The sequence below is a fragment of the Anderseniella sp. Alg231-50 genome, from assembly GCF_900149695.1.
In the GTDB taxonomy this organism is placed as follows: Bacteria; Pseudomonadota; Alphaproteobacteria; order Rhizobiales; family Aestuariivirgaceae; genus Anderseniella.
Genome location: NZ_LT703006.1, coordinates 249619 through 268829, shown reverse-complemented (window position 1 = coordinate 268829; position 19211 = coordinate 249619). Strand labels below are relative to the sequence as shown.

At 61.1% G+C, this 19211-nt stretch carries 18 protein-coding genes; 13 read left to right on the top strand and 5 right to left on the bottom strand.

Going from position 1 to position 19211, the window contains the following annotated elements:
- Positions 1–5: 5 nt before the first annotated feature.
- From DHN55_RS19410 to DHN55_RS19355, 12 genes are all read left to right on the top strand, one after another.
- Positions 6–3557 (top strand): flotillin domain-containing protein, encoded by a 3552-nt coding sequence (locus DHN55_RS19410; RefSeq protein ID WP_108883195.1) that lies wholly within the window; start codon positions 6–8, stop codon positions 3555–3557.
- Between the two features lie 12 nt (positions 3558–3569).
- Positions 3570–4007 carry an SRPBCC family protein gene (locus DHN55_RS19405; RefSeq protein WP_108883194.1) on the top strand — a complete coding sequence of 146 codons (438 nt, stop codon included), beginning with the start codon at positions 3570–3572 and terminating at the stop codon, positions 4005–4007.
- Between the two features lie 6 nt (positions 4008–4013).
- Complete coding sequence (locus DHN55_RS19400) at positions 4014–4457, top strand: SRPBCC family protein (protein WP_108883193.1); 444 nt, start codon at positions 4014–4016, stop codon at positions 4455–4457.
- 21 nt (positions 4458–4478) lie between these two features.
- Positions 4479–5282, top strand: coding sequence for an FAD binding domain-containing protein (locus tag DHN55_RS19395; RefSeq protein WP_108883192.1), 804 nt, complete (start codon positions 4479–4481; stop codon positions 5280–5282).
- Positions 5283–5288: 6 nt separating this feature from the next.
- Positions 5289–5774, top strand: a complete 486-nt coding sequence (locus DHN55_RS19390) for a 2Fe-2S iron-sulfur cluster-binding protein (protein WP_108883191.1) — start codon at positions 5289–5291, stop codon at positions 5772–5774.
- 15 nt (positions 5775–5789) lie between these two features.
- A complete protein-coding gene (locus tag DHN55_RS19385; RefSeq protein ID WP_108883190.1) occupies positions 5790–7559 on the top strand; it encodes a molybdopterin cofactor-binding domain-containing protein in 1770 nt (589 codons plus the stop codon).
- A gap of 2 nt (positions 7560–7561) precedes the next feature.
- Positions 7562–8584, top strand: coding sequence for a molybdopterin cofactor-binding domain-containing protein (locus tag DHN55_RS19380; protein WP_108883189.1), 1023 nt, complete (start codon positions 7562–7564; stop codon positions 8582–8584).
- Between the two features lie 317 nt (positions 8585–8901).
- Entirely contained in the window at positions 8902–9783 is an 882-nt protein-coding gene (locus DHN55_RS19375) for an AAA family ATPase (protein WP_108883188.1), read from the top strand.
- Complete coding sequence (locus tag DHN55_RS19370) at positions 9780–10895, top strand: VWA domain-containing protein (protein WP_108883187.1); 1116 nt, start codon at positions 9780–9782, stop codon at positions 10893–10895. Before DHN55_RS19375 ends, DHN55_RS19370 begins: the two co-directional genes overlap by 4 nt.
- Positions 10896–11777, top strand: a complete 882-nt coding sequence (locus DHN55_RS19365) for an amidohydrolase family protein (RefSeq protein WP_108883186.1) — start codon at positions 10896–10898, stop codon at positions 11775–11777.
- Between the two features lie 70 nt (positions 11778–11847).
- Positions 11848–12696 carry an MBL fold metallo-hydrolase gene (locus tag DHN55_RS19360; RefSeq protein ID WP_108883185.1) on the top strand — a complete coding sequence of 283 codons (849 nt, stop codon included), beginning with the start codon at positions 11848–11850 and terminating at the stop codon, positions 12694–12696.
- A gap of 30 nt (positions 12697–12726) precedes the next feature.
- Positions 12727–14334 (top strand): isochorismatase family protein, encoded by a 1608-nt coding sequence (locus DHN55_RS19355; protein ID WP_108883184.1) that lies wholly within the window; start codon positions 12727–12729, stop codon positions 14332–14334.
- Here the strand turns inward: DHN55_RS19355 and parA are convergent.
- The 5 genes from parA to DHN55_RS19330 all read right to left on the bottom strand — a co-directional run bounded on the left by parA (position 14331) and on the right by DHN55_RS19330 (position 17619).
- On the bottom strand, positions 14331–14987 hold the full coding sequence (parA, locus tag DHN55_RS19350) for a ParA family partition ATPase (RefSeq protein ID WP_108883183.1): 657 nt from the start codon (positions 14985–14987) through the stop codon (positions 14331–14333). The genes DHN55_RS19355 and parA overlap by 4 nt on opposite strands.
- A gap of 92 nt (positions 14988–15079) precedes the next feature.
- Positions 15080–15493, bottom strand: coding sequence for a DUF6691 family protein (locus tag DHN55_RS19345; RefSeq protein WP_108883182.1), 414 nt, complete (start codon positions 15491–15493; stop codon positions 15080–15082).
- Between the two features lie 15 nt (positions 15494–15508).
- Entirely contained in the window at positions 15509–15940 is a 432-nt protein-coding gene (locus tag DHN55_RS19340) for a YeeE/YedE thiosulfate transporter family protein (RefSeq protein WP_108883181.1), read from the bottom strand.
- Positions 15941–16043: 103 nt separating this feature from the next.
- Complete coding sequence (locus DHN55_RS19335) at positions 16044–16436, bottom strand: thioredoxin (protein ID WP_108883321.1); 393 nt, start codon at positions 16434–16436, stop codon at positions 16044–16046.
- 67 nt (positions 16437–16503) lie between these two features.
- Positions 16504–17619: a glycoside hydrolase family 3 N-terminal domain-containing protein gene (locus DHN55_RS19330; protein ID WP_108883180.1), complete on the bottom strand. Its 1116-nt coding sequence runs from the start codon at positions 17617–17619 to the stop codon at positions 16504–16506.
- Positions 17620–17832: 213 nt separating this feature from the next.
- Here DHN55_RS19330 and DHN55_RS19325 point away from each other — a divergent pair, with 213 nt between their 5' ends.
- On the top strand, positions 17833–19179 hold the full coding sequence (locus DHN55_RS19325) for an FAD-dependent oxidoreductase (RefSeq protein WP_108883179.1): 1347 nt from the start codon (positions 17833–17835) through the stop codon (positions 19177–19179).
- Positions 19180–19211 lie beyond the last annotated feature (32 nt).

Genomic DNA, 19211 nt, shown 5'->3' with positions numbered 1-19211 from the left:
AGATCATGACCGGACAGCTGATTGGCCAGCTTATATTATGGCTCATTCTGGCGGTTATCGTCATAGCGATCATTTACTGGGTGATGAACTGGCTGTATCGCCGGTCCACCAAGGAAGTGGCCTTTGTCAGGACCGGTTTCCTGGGAGAAAAAGTGGTGATTGATGGCGGCGCTTTCGTGTGGCCGATCATCCACGACATAACGCCTGTCAACATGAACACGCTGCCTCTCGAAGTCGTGCGCGAGAAGGAACAGGCGCTGATCACCAAGGACCGGATGCGTGTCGATGTGGAAGCTGAATTCTATGTCCGGGTGCGCCCGTCCCGCCAGTCCGTTTCCATAGCCGCATCCACACTGGGCAGGCGAACCCTGGAACAGGGCAGGCTGCATGAGCTGTTGTCAGGCAAGTTCATTTCAGCCCTGCGGTCGGTTGCGTCGGAAATGTCCATGGAGGAGATGCACGAGCAGCGCGGTTCTTATGTCGAGCGTGTGGCGCAGGTGGCGCAGGACGGCCTCGACCTGAACGGCCTTGAACTGGAATCTGTTGCCATCAAGGATATCGACCAGACCGGGCTGGAGTACTTCAACCCGTCCAACCGGTTTGATGCAGACGGTCTGACCCGGCTGATCGAGGACATCGAGGCCAAGCGCAAGGTGCGCAATGACATCGAACAGGATTCGATGATCCGCATTCGCTCACGAAACCTGGAAGCTGAGAAGCAGGCGCTGGAAATCGAACGTGAGAGCGAAGAAGCGCGTCTGACCCAGGAACGCGATGTCGAGTTCCGCCGCGCCCAGCAGCGTGCCGAACTGGCGCGTGAACGTGCCGAGCGGGAAACCGATGCCGAGCGTGCGCAGATTACCGCCCGCGAAACCATCGAGACTCAGCGCATTGCGCAGGAACGGCAGATCTCAGAAGCCCGGATTGCGTCTGAACGCGATATCCGGCAGCAGGAAATCGAACGCCAGCAGGCGGTGGAAGCCGCCGAGATCGGCGCACGGGAAAAGACCGAACGTGCCCGTATCGAGCAGGAACGTCACGTCAGTGAAGCCCGGATTTCCAATGAACAGCAGACTGAAGCCCAAGAAATTGAGCGGCGCCAGTCCATCGAGCACGCCCAAATTGCGGCAACTGAAGCGACGGAACGTGCGCGCATTGAACAGGAACGCACGGTATCCGAAGCCCGTATCGCGAAGGAAGAAGATACCCAACGCCGCGAAATTGCCCGCGGCCAAGCGGTGGAAGCGGCCACGATTGCGTCTCGCGAAGCAACTGAAAAATTGCGCATCGCCCAGGAAACAGAGGTCAATAGCGACCGGATCGCGTCAGACAAGCAAATCCGCGCTCTCGAAATTGACCGGCAGAAGGCGCTGGAAGAAGCCGAGATTGCGGCTCAGCAGGCGACCGAAGCTGCCCGGATTGCGCGCGAGAAGAAACTTGCCGCTGAGCGGATTGCATCCGACCAGGCAACCCGCGCGCTGGAAATCGAGCAGCGCCGGACGCTGGAAGAGGCTGATATCGTGGCGCGTGAGTCCACGGAAGTATCACGCATCGGCCAGGAAGAACGCCTGCGGGCGCTGCAGATAGAACGCAACCGGGCCATCGACGAAGCCGAAATTGCGGCTCGTGAAGCGGTCGAAGCAACCCGTATCGCCCAGGAAATGAAACTGGCTGTGGAACGTATCGACAGCGAGCAGGCGACCAAGGCGCGCGATATTCGCCGGACACAAGCCATTCAGGAAGCCGAGATTGCCTCCGCAGAGGCAACTGAAGCGGCCCGTATCGCGCAGGAGAAGAAGATCGCCGCAGAGCGTATCGCCTTCGAACAGGACCTGCGCGAACGCGAGATCGCCCGCAACCGGGCGGTTGACACGGCCCAGATCAGTGCATCCGAGGTGACCGAGACGGCAAGGCTTGCCCAGCAGGCAAAAATTGATGCTGAGCGGATTGCGCGCACGGAAGAAACCACACTGCGTGAAGTCTCGGCACAGGAAGCCACAGATGCTGCGCGCATTGCCCAGAAGAAGAAGGTGGATGCAGAACGCATTGTTGCGGAAACCGAAATCAGGGTGCGTGAGATCCAGCGGCAGGAGGCTGTTGAAAGCACCCAGGCTGAGTCACGGCGGGTTGTCGACAAGGTGACGATCGAGAAAGAGAAGGAAACCTCGCGCGACCAGATTTCACGTGATGAGGAAATCCGCAATCTCGAGATCGAACGCAACAAGGCGCTCGACCAGGCGCAGATTGCCGCAAACGAGGCAATTGAAGCAGCCCGCGTGGCCCAGGAGAAGACGGTCAAGGCTGAACGCATTGCAGCGGAACAGGACATTCGCGACCGGGAAATCGGACGCGATGAAGCTGTTGAGACCCGCGAGATTTCCAAGCGTGACAAGGTCGAGCGTGAACGTATCAATGTTGAACTGAACGTGGACAAGGAGCGCATTGAAGCGTCCAAAGCCCGCGACCTGGTGGACATTGACCGCAAGACAATCATCGAGCAGGCCGACGAGCAGCGTGTTGTGGCTGTTGCCGAGGCGAAGGCGGAACGTGCCGGTGCCGAGGCCAGGATCAAGCAGGCTGAAATTGCCGCCCAGCGCGATGTGGACCGTACTGATGTTGAGCGGGAGCAGGCGCTGGATGCGGCCCGACTGGAGCGCAAGCGGTCGCTGGAGCAGCTGGAAGTTGCCCGCATGCAGGCGCTTCGTGAAGCAGAAATTGCCTCTCGTGAAGACATCGAGCGCTCCCGTATTGCCTCTGAACGCGGGCTTGATGAGGCCCGCATCGGTCACGAAACCGAACGGCGCAAGCTGGAGGTCAACCGCGAGCGTGAGGTCGAATCCGCCGAAATGGAGAAGGCCGTCGATCTCTACAGGAAGTCGCTGGAACAGTCGGCGGCCCAGGCAGAAGCCGATATGGCCCGTGCAAGGGCGGCAGAAGCCGAAGAGCGGGTTCAGACAACCCGCGAAACCGAGGAGGCCAACCGCCGCCGCAGCGTAGACGTGGTGATGGCGGAAAAGGCAGCCGCCGAAGCCCGCATTGCTGCGGAAGCCGACCAGATCCGGGCGGCGGTCGAGGCGGAAGCGCAGAAGCTGCTGTACGAGGCAGAGAATGTGCTGTCCGACGAGGCCCGCTTCGGGCTGTTCCGCCGCAAACTGCTCGACAAGGTCGAGGGCATCGTGGCGGCATCGGTCAAGCCGATGGAGAAAATCCAGGACATCCGCATCATGCAGCTGGATGGCATGAACACCGGCGGAGGTTCAGGTGGCTCCGGCGGCGATGGCGGCGGAGGGGGCAAGGGAACCCCGACCGACGAGGTGATCAATTCAGCACTTCGCTATCGCGTGCAGGCACCCATGGTTGACAGCCTGCTGGCCGACATCGGCATTGACGGGTCCAACCTGTCGAAGCAGGGCGGCCTGATCCGTGAAGCATCCGACATGCAGCGTATTGCCAAGGAAGCCGGGCGCAGTTCCGGTGACGGCAAATCCGACGATGGCGGATCGTCGGGCGACACCGGCAAGTCTTCCGGTGACGACGATACCAAGGCTAAGAAATAGGCGGCAACAGACATGGCACGAGTATATGTATCCAGCGTCATTGCCGCCCCGGCCACCAAGGTCTGGGAACGGGTACGCGATTTCAACGGCCTGCCGCGCTGGCATCCGCGCATTGCCGACAGCCAGATCGAGAACGGCGAACCGTCCGACAAGGTGGGCTGCATCCGCAACTTCCGCCTGCAGAACGGCGACCAGATCCGTGAGCAACTGCTGGCGCTGAGCGACTACGACACGTTCTGCACCTATTCCATTCTGGAAAGCCCGATGCCGATCGAAAACTATGTTGCGACCCTGCGACTGACCCCGGTCAGCGACGGTGACCGGTGCTTTGTCGAATGGTCGGCGGAGTTCGACTGCTCTCCGGACGTCGAGGCGGATGTGTCCAACGGAATTGCAACCAATGTTTTTCAGGGTGGATTCGATGCCCTGAAGCGGCATTTCGGCGGATAGGGTTTCATGGTCAAGGTCTTGAAAAGCACGATACTGGACGCACCGATTGACGCGGTGTGGGATGTGTTGCGCGACTTCAACGGACATGACCGCTGGCATCCGGCGGTGGCAGACAGCGAGATTGAGCGTGGACGGGCGTCCGACATTGTCGGCTGTATCCGCAAGTTTCACCTGCAGGACGGGTCATTGCTGCGCGAACAGTTGATGACCCTGTCGGACATCGATGCCGCCTACAGCTACTGCCTGCTCGATACGCCGGTGCCGTTGTTCAACTATGTCAGCCATGTCCGGCTGTTTCCGGTGACCGATGGCGACCGCACGTTCTGGCAGTGGGAAGGCAGTTTCTCCACGCCGGCGGGCGAGGAATCCCAGTTGCAGAAACTGGTTGGAAGCGACATTTACGAAGCGGGCTTTGAGGCCATTCGAAGTCATATGGGCGTGGCGGCCTGAAGACATGCCGGAAGGAACAGGATGAGTATCAGCGTCAAGACATTTGCCAGTTCTGCAGAAGCAGCGTCTGCCCTGTCCGGGGACCGGGCGGCACGGTTCATGGGCGGCGGCACCTTGATCATGCGGGCGGTCAATGAAGGTGATCAGTCATTCAGCACCATAGTGCTGGCCAATGACCCTGCGCTCAAGCAGGTACAGCCGCAGGGCGACCGCCTGGTCATCGGCGCCGGGGTGACAATGGCCCAGATACTGGCCAGCCGTGACCTTGACTTCCTGCACCCGGTGGCGCGTGCAGTTGGCGGGCCTGCCATCCGCAATATGGCGACGGTCGGCGGCAACCTGTTCGCCGAGCACCCGTATGGTGACATGACGGCAGCGCTGCTGGTGCTCGATTGCCAGGTGACGCTTGCCGGCGGGCAGAGTTCCGCGCTGACCGATTTCCTGCGTGACCGGGGACGTGAACCGCGCGCGCTGGTCGCATCGGTTTCCATCGTCCGGCCGCAGTCGGGCGTGTTCAGGTTCAAGAAGGTCAGCCGGGTGAAACCGAAGGGCGTATCGCTGATGACGATAGCAGCCTGGGTGCCGCAGTCCGGTGGCCGGATTTCAGGTGCCCGCATAGCCTATTCCTCAATGGGGCCTGCGCCGATGCGCGTCACCGCGGTTGAGCAGGCACTGGAGGGTGCCTCGCTGGATGAAGCGGGCATCGCCAATGCACTGGCGGCTGCGACCAGCGGTGTTAAACCGCCGACGGATGCGATTGCGTCGTCCTGGTATCGCAGCGAAGTGGCTCCCGTTCACCTCAAGCGCGCACTGCTGGAAGGGTAGCAGCCAATGAGCAAGAAACCGGTACAATTTACCCTCAATGGCGAAAGCAAGGCGGTGTTCGTGGAAGACGGGCAGAACCTGCTGGACGTCCTGCGGCGCGGGGTAGGCGACCTGTCGCCGAAATACGGTTGCGGGCAGGGCACCTGCGGAGCCTGCACGGTGCTGATTGACGGTGAGCCGCACCTGAGTTGCCTGACGCTGGCGGAAACGGTTGAAGGCAGGTCTCTGAACAGCACCGGCGGGCTTGCAGAAGGCGCTGGTCTGCATCCGCTGCAGGACGCGTTCATGCGGCATTTCGCTGCCCAGTGCGGATTCTGCTCGTCCGGCATGCTGATGGCCGCCAAGGCCCTGCTGGACCGCAATCCGAGCCCGAGCCGTGATGAGGTCGTCGAAGCGATCTCCGGCAATATATGCCGGTGCACCGGCTACGAACCCATTATCGATGCCATTCTCGACGCCGCGCAAAACGGTGCCGGACGGCGCAGCGCATAAGGAAGCATAACCCCCATGACCGTGGAATTCCGTAAAGAGCTGTTTGCCAATGAACGCGACGACGATCTCAACGAGATCGGCAAGGGGACCCAGCGCCAGGATGCGCTGGGCCATGTCACCGGCCGGTCGCCATACTTTGATGACCATCTGTTTGAGGGCCTGCTGCAAATTCGCTGCGTGCGCAGTCCGCATCATCACGCCCGCATCCGGTCCGTGGACTATTCACAAGCTGAAAACATGCCGGGAGTGGTGAGGATCATTCGCCCGGAGGACGTGCCGAACAACTTCAATACGCTGTTGAGCCTTTTGAACTTCGGGCGCGATGACGAGCCGCTGCTGTCGTCGAAGAAGGTGAGTTACATCGGTGAACCCGTACTTGCGATTATTGCAGCTTCGGACCGGCAGGCCCGCGATGCTGTTGCCGCCGTCAGGGTGGACTGGGAAGTGCTGCCGCATGTGCTCGACGTGGAAGAGGCGCTGAAGCCTGAGGCACCGGTGGTGAACGACGTCTATCCCAACAACACGTTTGATTATCACGACAAGTATGATCACCAGAAGCTGCGCTATGGCGATGTGGAAACGGCCTTTGCCCAGGCTGACAGGATTGTCGAGGGGCGGTATCAGATGTCGCCCATCGAACAGGCGCCGATTGAGACCAACGGGGCCATCGCGGCGCCTGAAACCAATGACCGGTTTGTCTGCTACACCTCGACGCAAGCCCTGTTCTTCTCGCTGGGCACGGCGGCCAAGCTGCTCAATGTCAGTTCCAACCGGCTGCACTTCATCGGTGGCACGGTGGGTGGCGGCTTTGGCGGAAAAGTCGACAGCCTGGTCGAGCCGATGGCGATCCTGGCCTGCATGCTGACCGGCAAGCCGTGCCGTTTCGTATGGGACCGGGAAGAAGAAATGCAGGTGGGCGCACCGCGCGGCGGTGAGCGCTGGTACCTGAAGGACGGGGTGATGAATGACGGGCACATAATTGCTCGCCAGTTCACCGGGTATTTCGATTCAGGTGCTTACACGCGGTTGTCGAGCTACGCCATCATCAAGGGTACGGCGCATCTGCCCGGGCCGTACCATATTCCCAATGTGAAGTCGGATGTGTTCTGCGTGTTCACCAACCGGACACCGGCGACCGCCATGCGCGGCTTCGGTGTGACGGGCGTGGATTTTGCCATTGAAAGCCAGATGGACAAGATCGCGCACGAGGTCGGCATGAACCCGGTCGAGTTCCGGATTCTGAATGCCTATCGTGACGGGGACATGAAGGCCCATCGCCGCGAAGCCAAGAACTGTGCGCTGATCGAGTGCGCGCAAGTGGCGGCGGAAAAGGCCAACTGGCCGATCCGGGATGAGTTCAAACAGGCATCGTCGATGGTCGGGGGTGGTGGCGAGCGAGCCAAAATCCCGCACACCGTGACCGATGAAGACGGCAAGATCGGTGACCGCCGGGCCGGGCGTGGCAGCGGCGGCCAGACCCGCACTATTGCACCTTCCACGCCTGCACCGACTCCTGCTGCCTATACGACACCGCCGCCTGCGTCGCCGCCACCCGCAGCCCCACAACCTGCGGCCGAGCAACCGGCCTATGCCCATCCGGCAGCCGCGCCTGCCTATCAGCCGGCGCCTGCGCAAACCCCGCCGCCGGCAGCACCGGCACCGGCGCCTGCCGCATCACCACCCGCAGCCCCGCCGTCAGAAATCACACCGCCGCCGTCGGCACGTCCGGTCAACCGGCCCGGCTACAGTCGTTTCGCATCCAATTCCGGTTTCAGGAGGCGCTGATCATGAGCATTCACAAGGGCAGGGGTTTTGCCTCCATCAATTACCCGATCGGCATGAACCTCGGCGGTGATCCGAGCCAGGCGCTGGTGCACTCCAATCCGGACGGCAAGTTTGCTGTCGCGCTGTCCTCCATCGACCTGGGCCAGGGCATGAAACAGGTGACTCGCCAGATTGCGGCGGAAACCCTCGGCGTCCCGGTCGAGGATGTCTATGTGGACACTGCCGACAGCGACACCGGCCCGCACTGCATGGGCTCGTTTGCCTCGCGCGGCACGCACCGTGTCGGCAATGCGGTGATACAGGCAGCCAAGGAAGCCCGTTCGGTGATGCTTGAGGCAGCGGCCGAAGAGCTTGAAGTCAATGCAGCCGACCTGGAGACGGACGGCAAGGGCAATATCTTCGTGCGCGGCGCACCGTCCAGGTCCATATCGACAGGCGAGGCCTGCGGCGCGGCCCAGTTCAAGCAGGGCAAGACCGTGTCGGGACGCGGCATCTTCCTGATTCCGATGTCGGATGTGGACCCCGAGACCGGCGAGATGACACCGGTATCGTGTTATGCCCACGCCGCACTCGTCGTGGACATCGAGGTCGATGATGAAACCGGCGAGGTTGACGTCAAGCAGATGAACTCGGCCTATGAGGTCGGCAGGGCGCTCAACCCGCGCATGGTTGAGCAACAGCTGGTCGGCGGTGCCTGGATGGGCATGAGCCATGCCTTGTGGGAAACAACAGAGCCTTATTACCCGGAACGATCACATGGTCCGACTGACTTCAACCAATACGTGATGCCGGGACCCGGAGACATTGCCCCGCACGATATTGCTATCCTCGAACGGCCTGCACCGGATGGTCCTTACGGCGGCAAGGGACCGGGGGAAATGTGCGCCAACCCGGTGCTGCCTGCAGTCGCCAATGCGGTGTTCAATGCCGTGGGCGTGCGTATAGACGAGTTGCCGATCACGCCTGAAAAGGTGCTGCGCGGCATAAAGGCCAATGGCGGCGCCCAGCCGCAGGGCCAGCGATAGAGCGCTATGAGGTTAAATTGATGCATTTGATGGCGGAAAATCGGTTCACTCGGCTAGGCGCGTCGCGCAGCGCGATGCTGTGCATCGGGCAAGCGGCGCAACGACGCCGATGGACCGATTTTCCCCACCCCGAGGAGAACCAGGATGTTGAAGACATTAGTGCAAGGGCCGGGCGATTTTGCCCTCTGGCGTCGTTGGATCGCACTTGTGGTGGGGCTACACCACGGCGTGCAATCCGCCTAGCCAGTGACCAAAATCGCCGCGGTCAAATGCATCAATTTAACCTCATAGCGCTCTAGGAGCGGACAACAGACCTCATGCCCGTCAACCCGACCATAGCAGGGATTTCCAACCCGCCGGAGCTTCACGAAGCTTTGCAGGGCGCGCAGTACCTGTCGGATGAAGGGTTGTCGACGGCCGCCTACCTGGCGCTGGCGCTGGGCAAGCCGCTGCTGCTGGAAGGCGCACCGGGCGTCGGCAAGACCGAGGCGGCAAAGGCGCTGTCATCGATCCTGGGCAGGCGGCTGATCCGGCTGCAATGCTATGAAGGCATCGATGCCGGGGCAGCTCTTTATGAATGGAATTATCCGCGCCAGATGCTGGCGATCCGGCAGGCCGGCGATGAATATGTCAATATCTACAAGGACGACTTCCTGATCGCGCGTCCGATGCTGGACGCGCTGCAGTCCGGTGGCAATGCCCTGCTGCTGATCGACGAGATCGACAGGTCGGACCATGAATTCGAAGCGTTCTTGCTGGAATTTCTGTCGGATTTCCAGATTTCGATCCCCGAACGCGGCACGGTGCGTGCGGACCAGCGTCCGGTGGTGGTGCTGACCTCCAACCGGACGCGCGAACTGCACGAAGCGCTGCGCCGGCGTTGTGTGTATCACTGGATCGACTATCCGGATGCGTTGCGTGAAGCCGAGATCGTCATGATGCGGGCAAGCTCGGTGGCGCGTGATACCGCCGACCGGGTCGTGGCTGCCGTGGGCCGGTTGCGGGCAGAACCGCTGACCAAGCCGCCGGGTGTCGCCGAAACGGTTGAGTGGGCAGAAGCCGCGACGCTGCTGCAGTCACAGGGTGCGCAATGGCCTGACGCGTTCAAGCGCGCCATCGGCGTGGCGCTGAAGGACCAGGACGATCTCAATTTCGTGCATGACCGGCTCGACCAACTGGTGACGGGGACGGCGGCATGAGCATCACCCAGCCATTGCCGCGCGCGGCTGAACCGTTTGTCGAGTTTGCATCCCTGCTGCGCGAGAACGGGTTTTCCGTCGCGCCGGAACAGACCATGGGCTTCGTCGAGGCAGTGGGCCTGCTGGGGCCGCGTGATATGGGCGATATATTGCAGGCGGGCCGCGCCATGTTTGCGCCGCCGCCGGAACGGCGCCCCGAATTCGATGCGCTGTTTCGCATGAAGTTCCTGGGCCAGTCGATCCCGGTGCCGGCATCGGGACCCGACGAGGATGAAATTCTCGTCGGCGAGGAAGCAGCAGGCGATGGTGATCCGCCGGAGCCCGACGAACTTAATGAAGCAGGCGGTGAAGCCACGGGCGACGAGGTGCTGTCGACGCGCCAGTTTGCAGGTGTCGACGAAATTGAAGCCCTGCGGCGCTTCCGCAGAGTGGCGCGCGAGCGGTTGCCGGTGCGCAGGTCCTACCGGCGCGCCGCCGCCAACAAGGGAGATGGCTGGAACATGCGCAAGGTGTTTCGCCAGGCGGTGCAGCGCGACGGCGAGGTGATTGAGCTTCCCAAGCTGCGGCGCAAGCTGCGCCAGCGCCGGATCGTGCTGCTGATTGACGTGTCCGGTTCCATGAAGGACCAGACGGACAGCTACTTGCGCTTTGCCCACGCCCTGGCGCAGGCCGGCCAGCGCATTGAGATTTTTACTCTCGGCACAAGGCTGACGCGGGTCACCCGCGCCATGAAAGTGCGCAACCGGGCGCAGGCCCTGAACCTTGTTTCCGGCATCGTCGCGGATTGGGACGGCGGCACCCGGCTGGGCGATGCGCTGCAGGCATTCCTGGACATTCCCCGGTTTGCCGGTTTCACCCGGGGCGCGGCCGTACTGACCCTGTCGGATGGGCTGGAACGCGGCGATCACGCGACCCTGGTCGACGCGGTTGAAAAGCTGTCGCGCCTGTCGTGGAAGCTGATCTGGCTCACGCCGCTGGCGGGCGATGCCGGATACCGGCCCGAAACAGCGGCCATGCAGGCTATTTTGCCATACCTGGATTCGATTGAAGACGGCAGCTCGGTGAGCGCGCTGTGCGAGCGCGTTCTTTCCCTCAGGCAGGAGGCTGCATAGATGACAATCATCGACGCCCATCACCACATCTGGCGGCAGGCCGATCTGCCCTGGCTGCTGGGTCCGGAGCAGCCGCGCATATTCGGCCCCTACAAGGCAATCATGCGCGATTACCTGATCGAGGAATTCCTCGATGACATCAAGGGATCGGGCATCACTAAGTCGGTTTATGTACAGGCCAACTGGGCGCCAAACTGGTTTGCCGATGAAGCCGCCTGGGTGCAGGCGGTGGCGGATCGCTCCGGTTGGCCGCATGGCATCGTCGGCTATGCGGATTTCACCGTGGACGACGTGCGCCCGCAGCTTGAAAAACTGAAAGTCAATTCGCTGATGCGCGGCATCCGGCAGCAGTTTCACTGGCACGAGGAGCCGATGTACCGGTTTGCCTCGCGGCCTGATCTGCCCGCCGACCCGAAGGTGCAGAACAATGTCGCAAAGCTGGCGGACTATGGCTGGTCATTTGACCTGCAGGTGTTTACCGGTCAGATGAAGGATGCGGCCAAACTGGCCCGGGCCTGTCCGGATGTAACCTTCGTTCTGCAGCATGCCGGCATGCTGGAAGACTTGTCTGACAAAGGTGTGGAAGCCTGGCGCAACGGTATGAAGCGGCTGGCGAACGAACCCAACGTGGTTTCGAAACTGTCGGCCTTCGGCACGTTCATTCATCGCAATGATGCTGATCACATCAAGACCCTACTGACCGACACGGTTGAAATATTCGGTGCTGAACGCTGTTTGTTCGGCTCCAATTATCCGATCGAGAAACTCTGGACCAGCTATGCAGGCCTGGTGAGCGCTTTCAAAAAGGGCGCTTCGGGCCTGTCCAAGGCGGACCAGAAAGCAATTTTTCATGACACCGCGCAGCGGGTCTACAAACTCTAGGGCCTTGGCCCCGGACGAATAAAACGGACGGGCCGCCAAGCGGTCGAAGCCACGAAGGGAGAACTGCAAAATGGCACTTGAAATCAAGATTCTCGATTACGGCGATATCGAGCTGGAAACCAGCTTCCTGGTGCTGGGGCATGAGTGCGGGCGCATTCGCCGGGTGCCGGTTTACGGCTTCCTCATTCTGGGCGGCAGGTACCCGATCGTGGTTGATACGGGCTATCGCGACAATGCGATCATGGAATCGCTCGGCATGCGCGGTCTGCAGTTCCACGACAACATGATTGAAAACCAGCTGGCCAAACATGGCGTCAAGATGGGCGACGTGCGCTATGTGCTGCACACTCACCTGCACATCGATCATGCCGGCAAGGATGATCATTTCAACATGAACACCACGGTGGTGCTCAACCGCCGCGAGATGGAATTCTCGGTGTCCGGCATCATGTATCCGCAGTATCCCAAGCCGGACATCAAGCACCTGGTCGACCGGATTTATGAACCCGAGGCCATGCGCTTCCTCGACCTGGACATAACCGGTGCCGAAGAAATCATTCCCGGGGTGTGGTGCGAGGCCGCCGGAGCGCACACCGAAGGATCGATGAACGTGATCGTCGAGACGGCGGAAGGCCTCGCGTGTATCTGCGGTGACGTGATCTATGATTTCAACGACCAGATCGTCAACCACGTGAACACCAACAACTGGATGGAGCCGCGTGTGACTGGCAATCATTCGGAGTCCAAACGGGCGGAGAAAGGGGCCATCAAGAAGCTCCTGACCAATTACACCTTCCTGCTGCCGGTGCATGACCGCCCGGCCAAGATCGAACACCAGCAGGTTGTCGGCAGGCTGGGCATGAGCGTGCCCGGACCGATCACCGAGACCGTTGCCAACCGTGACTGGTTCCCGATGTAGCGGCCCACCGACCTAGAGGAGAAACCCGCCATGGCACATGATGCGCTTGATCCGTCATTCCGTGACCTGATCGACGAGCATGCCCCGGTCCTGCAACTGGGAACCGGTTTCAATTTCACCGAAGGCCCGATCTGGCATCCGGCGGAGCAGTACCTGCTGTTCTCCGACATGCCGGATGACAAGCGGCGGCGGTGGGACAGCCATGGCGTCAGGGAGGTGATGCACCCGTCCAACAAGGGCAACGGCATGACCTATGACGGCGACCTCAACCTTCTGGTCTGCGAGCACGCTACGTCGTCGGTTGCCCGGTTTCGTCCGGACGGCAGCCGCCAGGTGTTGGCCAGCCATTATGAAGGCCGCGAGCTGAACAGCCCTAACGACCTTGTGGTGAAGTCGGACGGCTCGATCTGGTTCACCGATCCGACCTATGGCCGGATGCCGGGGTTCGGGGTCGAGCGTGAAGTGCAGCTCGGGTTCCAGGGCGTCTTCAAGATAGCCGCTGGGGCAGCGCCGGGCCCGGAACCTGAACTGGTTGTGGACCGCTATACCTTTACCCAGCCCAATGGTTTGTGTTTCTCGCCGGACGAAAAACTGCTCTACATCAATGACACGGTGCAGGCCAACATTCGCGTTTACGACGTAACTGCCAGCGGCAAGCTGGCCAATGGCCGGCAGTTTGCCTCCGGTATCCATGACAGCATGAAGCCGGGTGTGCCGGACGGCATGAAGTGCGACATGCACGGCAATGTCTGGGTAACCGCGCCCGCCGGTATCTGGGTCTACAATCCGCAAGGCGTGCTGATCGGCAAGGTGCAGGTGCCGGAACTGGTTGCCAATATTCACTGGGGCGGCGAGGACTGGCGCACGCTGTTCATCTGCGCCACCCATTCGCTGTACTCCGTCGAGACCAGGGTCGGCCCGCGCAATGAACCGTTCATGAAAGCAGGGGCAGGGGCGTCGCAATCGTCTTCTCCCGCCCCCACAGCCTCCGCGTCTGCGCAAGCAACGGCATCGCCACCGGCTGGGAACGGATTGCTCCTGCAGCCGTTTCGCTGCGCGCTGATCATCCAGGACATGCAGAACGACGTTGTCATCGACGGTGGGGCGTTTGCCGAGTCAGGCTCACCGGGCCACTGCAAGCAGCAGAACAATATCGAGAATATCAGGCGGCTGGCGGATGCCTGCCGGGCCGCCGGCGTGCCGGTGATCCATGTCTGGTTCATTGTCGAGCCGGGCGCACCGGGCGTCACCATGAACGCGCCCCTGTTTGAAGGCCTGCGCGATGCCAACGCGCTGGTGCGCGGCACCTGGGGCGTGGCGCCGGTGTCCGGGCTCGAACCCAAAGACGGCGATCACGTGGTGACCAAGAGCCGGATGAGCGCATGGGAAGGCACCAGCCTTGAAACCATATTGAAGGCGACGGGGCGCGATACCATCATCGAGACCGGTGCGTGGACCAACATGTCCATCGAGCACACGGCACGTACAGGTGCTGACAAGGGCTATCACATGGTGATCCCGGAAGACGGCTGTTCGACCATGAACGCGGAATGGCACAATGCATCGATCAACTTCGCCCTGCAGAACGTGTCGAAAGTGGTGAAAACAGACGAGGTGATTGCGGCGCTGAAGGGTTAGGCCGCGTCCTGCTGTTTCAGGCTCATGACGATTTCATGGGTGAGTTCGAGAATTTCACGCGCTGCCGGGCCTGAACGCTGGCTTTCCATCACCGACCGGCCATCGCCCATGCACGATGCGAAAATGATGCGATTGCCGATCATGGTTTCGGCTGCCGTGGTCCCCAGTTCCTTTAATGCTTCGGCGATCTCGCCGGTCAGGCGGGCGCGCTGATTGGCGCGGTTGAGCACCATCAGGGCCGGTTTCTTTTCGCCCCTGGTCATTTCGATGGTGGGTTCGGTCGCCCACAGGTCTACCGGTGACGGGGCCACCGGGATCACAACCAGGTCGGCGGTTTCGATTGCCGGCCTGCCGTCCACGCCCATCTTTGGCGGGGTGTCGATGACCACAATATCGTGCTCTTCCGCCAGCGCTTGTGCCTCATAGCGCGCACCCCATGCACTGGCGGTGCGGAAGGTCATGTCAGGCCCCGCCCCATTGGCGTGTTCCTTGCGCGCCATGAACCAGCGCCCGAGGCTGCCCTGCGGATCGGTATCGAGAATGGCGGTCTTGAGCTTGCGGTTTTTCGCGCAGGCGACGGCAATGTGAGCGGCCAGTGTGGTCTTGCCAGACCCGCCTTTTTGCTGGGTAACGGTAATGATCTTGCCGGTCATCGCACAATGCACTCCGGTTACGTCGGTAACCTAGCGTAACACTTTTATGGCGATAACAGCACCGGACAGGCGAGGTTGTGCACAGGCAGGAATCAGGCCCGGTTGACCAGGTTGAGCGCCCCCATGCCGGCAATCATCGCTGCGATGAACACCAGCACCGGTACACCGCCGACCAGCAGACCGGCGAGAGCCGGGCCGGGGCACAGGCCCACCAGACCCCAGCCGAGACCGAAGACGGCGGCGCCGCCGATGAGTTTGCCGTCAATCAGGCTGGAAGCGGCGCCCGGCATGTCTCCGCCGAAAACCGGTTCCTTCCGCGTGCCGGCCATTGACCATGCAACCGCCATGACCGCTACCGCCCCGATCATCACGAAGGCAAGTGTCGGGTCCCATGCGCCGCCGAACAGGTCGAGGAATCCGAGCACGCGGGCCGGATTGATCATGTCTGAAACCACTAGGCCGAGGCCGAAGATCAAACCGGCAAGAAGGGCGACAAGTCTGCGCATTTCAAAGTCCTCCCTTCAGCCAGCCATCAGGGTGCGGGAGGCGGTGACCACCGCGATGGCAACACCCATGAAAGTCAGTGTCGCCAGTATCGAGCGTTTGGAGAGGCGGGACATGCCGCAAACGCCGTGTCCACTGGTGCAGCCCGACCCCAGGCGAGAGCCGATGCCGACCAGCACGCCGCCTGCGATCAGCAGCGGCACGGACCCGGTTATGGTGATGGCGGGAGGGGCGATGAGCAGTGCATAAAGGGCAGGTGCTGCCACGAGACCTGCCAGGAACACAAGGCTTTCAGTCCAGGCGGCAGGCAGCTTTAATGCAACCAGCGAGCCGGTGATGCCACTGATCCCGGCAATGCGGCCATTGGCCAGCAGCAGCAGGGACGCCGACAGGCCGATAAGAATACCGCCTGCCAGCCCGAACAGGGCATTGGTGAAGTCGAAGTTCATGGGCGTCCAGTCTCCAGCAGATTGGAATGTATCTTTGCGAACATGTGAGGAAACCCGCTTGCTGCGTCAATGCGACAGATCAATGCGCGTCGATCAGTTCCGGCTACTGCACAATTATGGTCTTGTACTGCTTGTCGGCGCCGGACAGCTTGTCGAGCATCAGCTGGACCTTGCCGAAGAACACCTGCTTGCCGGGATAACCGACCATGCGGTCGATCTCGCGGCCATTCTCGACCAATACAAATGTCGGCGTGCCGACAATGCCGCCAATGCCTTTCAGGTCCTTGGGGCGCGGTGAGGCGACATCCAGCACACGCAGCGGGGCAGTGCGCCCTTCAGGCCCGGCATTGTAAGTTTCAACCCCGATCTCGGCATGCCACTTGGCACACCACGGGCAGCCCTTGCGATCGAACATGACCAGACTGGCCGCGTTGACGCTGAGCGACATCAGGCACAGGAAAAGCGCCGCAGCGAGGGCTTTTGAAATCATCTGCATGGGGCCTGTATAGCCCATCCGCCAGCCATGCGCATTCAAAGTTTCGTCATGATATCGAAGCTATTGTCTAACGCCTGATGCGGGCCTTGTAGGCGATCACGCGCTGCCATGACCGGTACAATTGCTTGAAATTCAACCGGCCGTCCCTGACGCCGCGGGCTATGGCACGAACGGCGAAGTCGGGGTTCGACGGGGCCTGCGCCAGCACATTGCCGATCAGCACAATGTCATTGCCTGCCGCCAGGGCCATGATGATGGCATCTTCCAGCTTGCGTCTGGAACTGATGCTGCGCATCTGCAGGTCGTCGGTGATGACCACGCCGTCAAACCCCAGGTCATCGCGCAGCATGGTCTTGATGGCCACCGGCGACAGCGAGGCGGGCAGTTTCTGGGCATTGCCCCAGTCACGGTGATAGACGTGCGACGTCATCACCATGCCCGAATAACCCTTGGCGAACAGGCGGCGGTACGGTTCAATCTCGATGCGCTGCCAGTGCCTGGTGACGTCGACAAAGTGCCGGTGGCTGTCCTTTGTCGATGAGCCGTGGCCCGGCCAGTGTTTCAGTGCGGTGCCGATGCCGGTCGCATCATGGGCGGCGACGAAACTCTGCGCATAGCGTGCCACATAAAGCGGGTGGATGCCGAACGAGCGGTAATTGCGGGCAATGACCGGGTTCTTAGGATTGAGGCGCAGATCGACGACGGGGCCGAAATTGGTATTGAAACCGGCATCGGCCAGCTCCCTGGCCATGCCGTCATAACGCTTGCGGGCCTGGGCAACGGTACTGCGCTGCTGCATGCGGAAATGCCCGGGTGTGTAGGTGAACCCCTTGGCGCGGTTGAGGCGCTCGACGGCACCGCCTTCCTCGTCAACCGCGATGATCGGGGTGTAGCGGATATCGGCAGATCGGAAAACCTGAGTCAAGGCAGCGACTTGCTTCGGGTTCTTGATATTCTTCTGGAACAGGATGACCCCGCCGAGCAGGCTCTGCTCAAGCGCCTTGCGCACGGTACGCACGCGCGGGTCTTTTGCGCTGAACCCGGCAAAGCCCTTGATCACCAGTTGACCATACATCTTGTGCAGGCCCTGTTCGCGGGTGACCGGGCGCGCATCGCAAATCGGTACCGCCGCCGAAAGGGCAATGCTCAGGCAGGCCAGCAATGTGATCGGTTTGAATGACATGGACTGTAAACGGAAAAACTCACCAATTCCTGTTTATCTGTTGCCCGCGGTGGTCTGCAACCCCCGTTTCATTGCTTGACGTTTTCCGGTTGCCGCATCAGGTTCCAGCTAGTGCAACTTCTGGGTTTCGAAGAAACCATGAAGTTGCACTAACACTTTGTGTGCGATCAGGTTTATGGTTTTGGCTGAAGCAACCAAAACCATCCCGATCTTATGAGACTTTATCACCCTGCCGCTTTTGATTTTTCCACCACTGTGCCTAGTTACTGGGAAGCCTCCGCTGACCCGCTGGGCCGGACCACACAGTCGCTGGACGGTGCACACACGGCAGATGTGGCGGTCATCGGCGGCGGTTATGCGGGTCTGCATGCTGCCCTGCAATTGACGAAAGCCCACGGGCTCAAGGTGTGTGTGCTGGAAGCCGGTGACATTGGCTGGGGTGCGTCAGGACGCAATGGCGGGTTCTGCTGCCCGGGTTCATCGAAACTCTCCTATGGCCAGATGATCAAACGGTTCGGTCTCCAGGAAACCGGGCGGTTTCATACAGCGCAGCGTGAGGCGGTTGATTTTGTCGGTGAATTCCTTGCCGCCAACGGTATCGACGCGGAACGCACCGGAAACGGTGAACTGCAACTGGCGCACAATGAAACGGCGATAAAGGACCTCAAGGAGGAACAGGCTTTCCTGCGAGACAGCTTCGGCATCGACTCTACATTCTTGAGCCGTGAAGAGCTTGCGGAGCGCGGCAATGACAGCGATGCGTTTCATGCCGGCCTGCAAAGCGACATTACCTTCGGGCTGCACCCGCTGAAATATGTGCGCGGGCTGGCGCGGGCGGCTATCGATGCCGGAGTGACGGTATTTTCAAACTCCGAGGTAACAGACTGGAACTCGGAAACCGGGCTGCATACACTCAAGGCGGGCGCCGGACAGGTGACGTCGAAAACCGTGCTTGTGGCCAGCAACGGCTATACCGATGAAACACTGCCCGCAGCCATCGGCGGCAGGCTGTTGCCGGCGCTGACCCGGATTATCGTGACCCGCCCGATCAGCGATAACGAACTGAAGGCGCAGGGCTGGACTCGGACCGACCCGTCCTACGATACCCTGAACCTGCTGCACTATTTCAGGTTGCTGCCGGACAACCGCTTCATGTTTGGCGGACGCGGCGGCACAGATGCATCGCCTGAGGGCATGAAGGCGATCCAGCGCTCGCTGCGGGCCGATTTTGACAGTTTCTTTCCCCGGCTTTCACACGTCGAAACAGAATACTCCTGGGGCGGGCTGGTCTGCATGACGTCGACGAGGCTGCCGTTTGCCGGGCCGATTGACGGCATGGACAATGTATGGGGCGCCTTCGGCTGGCACGGCAACGGCGTGGCCATGGCAAGCTATGCGGCCAACCGGCTGGCGGACGTGATCGCAGGTACGAGGCAACATAAAGACGCGCTGCCGGCCATGATGCAATCACTGCCCGGGCGGTTTGTTTTACCATCCTTGCGGGTTCAATACCTCAAGGCGGCGTATCTGGGGTATGGTGCGGCAGACAGATGGCGTTAGGGGGCGTGACCCCGGTTTATGAAGGGCATTGA

Excerpts from the sequence above, each read along its gene's own strand:
- DHN55_RS19355 (WP_108883184.1), top strand. The coding sequence starts at position 12,727 with ATGGCACATGATGCGCTTGATCCGTCATTCCGTGACCTGATCGACGAG.
- DHN55_RS19400 (WP_108883193.1), top strand. The coding sequence starts at position 4,014 with ATGGTCAAGGTCTTGAAAAGCACGATACTGGACGCACCGATTGACGCG.
- DHN55_RS19375 (WP_108883188.1), top strand. The coding sequence starts at position 8,902 with ATGCCCGTCAACCCGACCATAGCAGGGATTTCCAACCCGCCGGAGCTT.
- DHN55_RS19370 (WP_108883187.1), top strand. The coding sequence starts at position 9,780 with ATGAGCATCACCCAGCCATTGCCGCGCGCGGCTGAACCGTTTGTCGAG.
- DHN55_RS19380 (WP_108883189.1), top strand. The coding sequence starts at position 7,562 with ATGAGCATTCACAAGGGCAGGGGTTTTGCCTCCATCAATTACCCGATC.
- DHN55_RS19365 (WP_108883186.1), top strand. The coding sequence starts at position 10,896 with ATGACAATCATCGACGCCCATCACCACATCTGGCGGCAGGCCGATCTG.
- DHN55_RS19345 (WP_108883182.1), bottom strand. The coding sequence starts at position 15,493 with ATGCGCAGACTTGTCGCCCTTCTTGCCGGTTTGATCTTCGGCCTCGGC.
- DHN55_RS19410 (WP_108883195.1), top strand. The coding sequence starts at position 6 with ATGACCGGACAGCTGATTGGCCAGCTTATATTATGGCTCATTCTGGCG.
- DHN55_RS19385 (WP_108883190.1), top strand. The coding sequence starts at position 5,790 with ATGACCGTGGAATTCCGTAAAGAGCTGTTTGCCAATGAACGCGACGAC.
- DHN55_RS19405 (WP_108883194.1), top strand. The coding sequence starts at position 3,570 with ATGGCACGAGTATATGTATCCAGCGTCATTGCCGCCCCGGCCACCAAG.
- DHN55_RS19330 (WP_108883180.1), bottom strand. The coding sequence starts at position 17,619 with ATGTCATTCAAACCGATCACATTGCTGGCCTGCCTGAGCATTGCCCTT.
- DHN55_RS19390 (WP_108883191.1), top strand. The coding sequence starts at position 5,289 with ATGAGCAAGAAACCGGTACAATTTACCCTCAATGGCGAAAGCAAGGCG.
- DHN55_RS19340 (WP_108883181.1), bottom strand. The coding sequence starts at position 15,940 with ATGAACTTCGACTTCACCAATGCCCTGTTCGGGCTGGCAGGCGGTATT.
- DHN55_RS19335 (WP_108883321.1), bottom strand. The coding sequence starts at position 16,436 with ATGCAGATGATTTCAAAAGCCCTCGCTGCGGCGCTTTTCCTGTGCCTG.
- DHN55_RS19325 (WP_108883179.1), top strand. The coding sequence starts at position 17,833 with ATGAGACTTTATCACCCTGCCGCTTTTGATTTTTCCACCACTGTGCCT.
- DHN55_RS19360 (WP_108883185.1), top strand. The coding sequence starts at position 11,848 with ATGGCACTTGAAATCAAGATTCTCGATTACGGCGATATCGAGCTGGAA.
- DHN55_RS19395 (WP_108883192.1), top strand. The coding sequence starts at position 4,479 with ATGAGTATCAGCGTCAAGACATTTGCCAGTTCTGCAGAAGCAGCGTCT.
- parA (WP_108883183.1), bottom strand. The coding sequence starts at position 14,987 with ATGACCGGCAAGATCATTACCGTTACCCAGCAAAAAGGCGGGTCTGGC.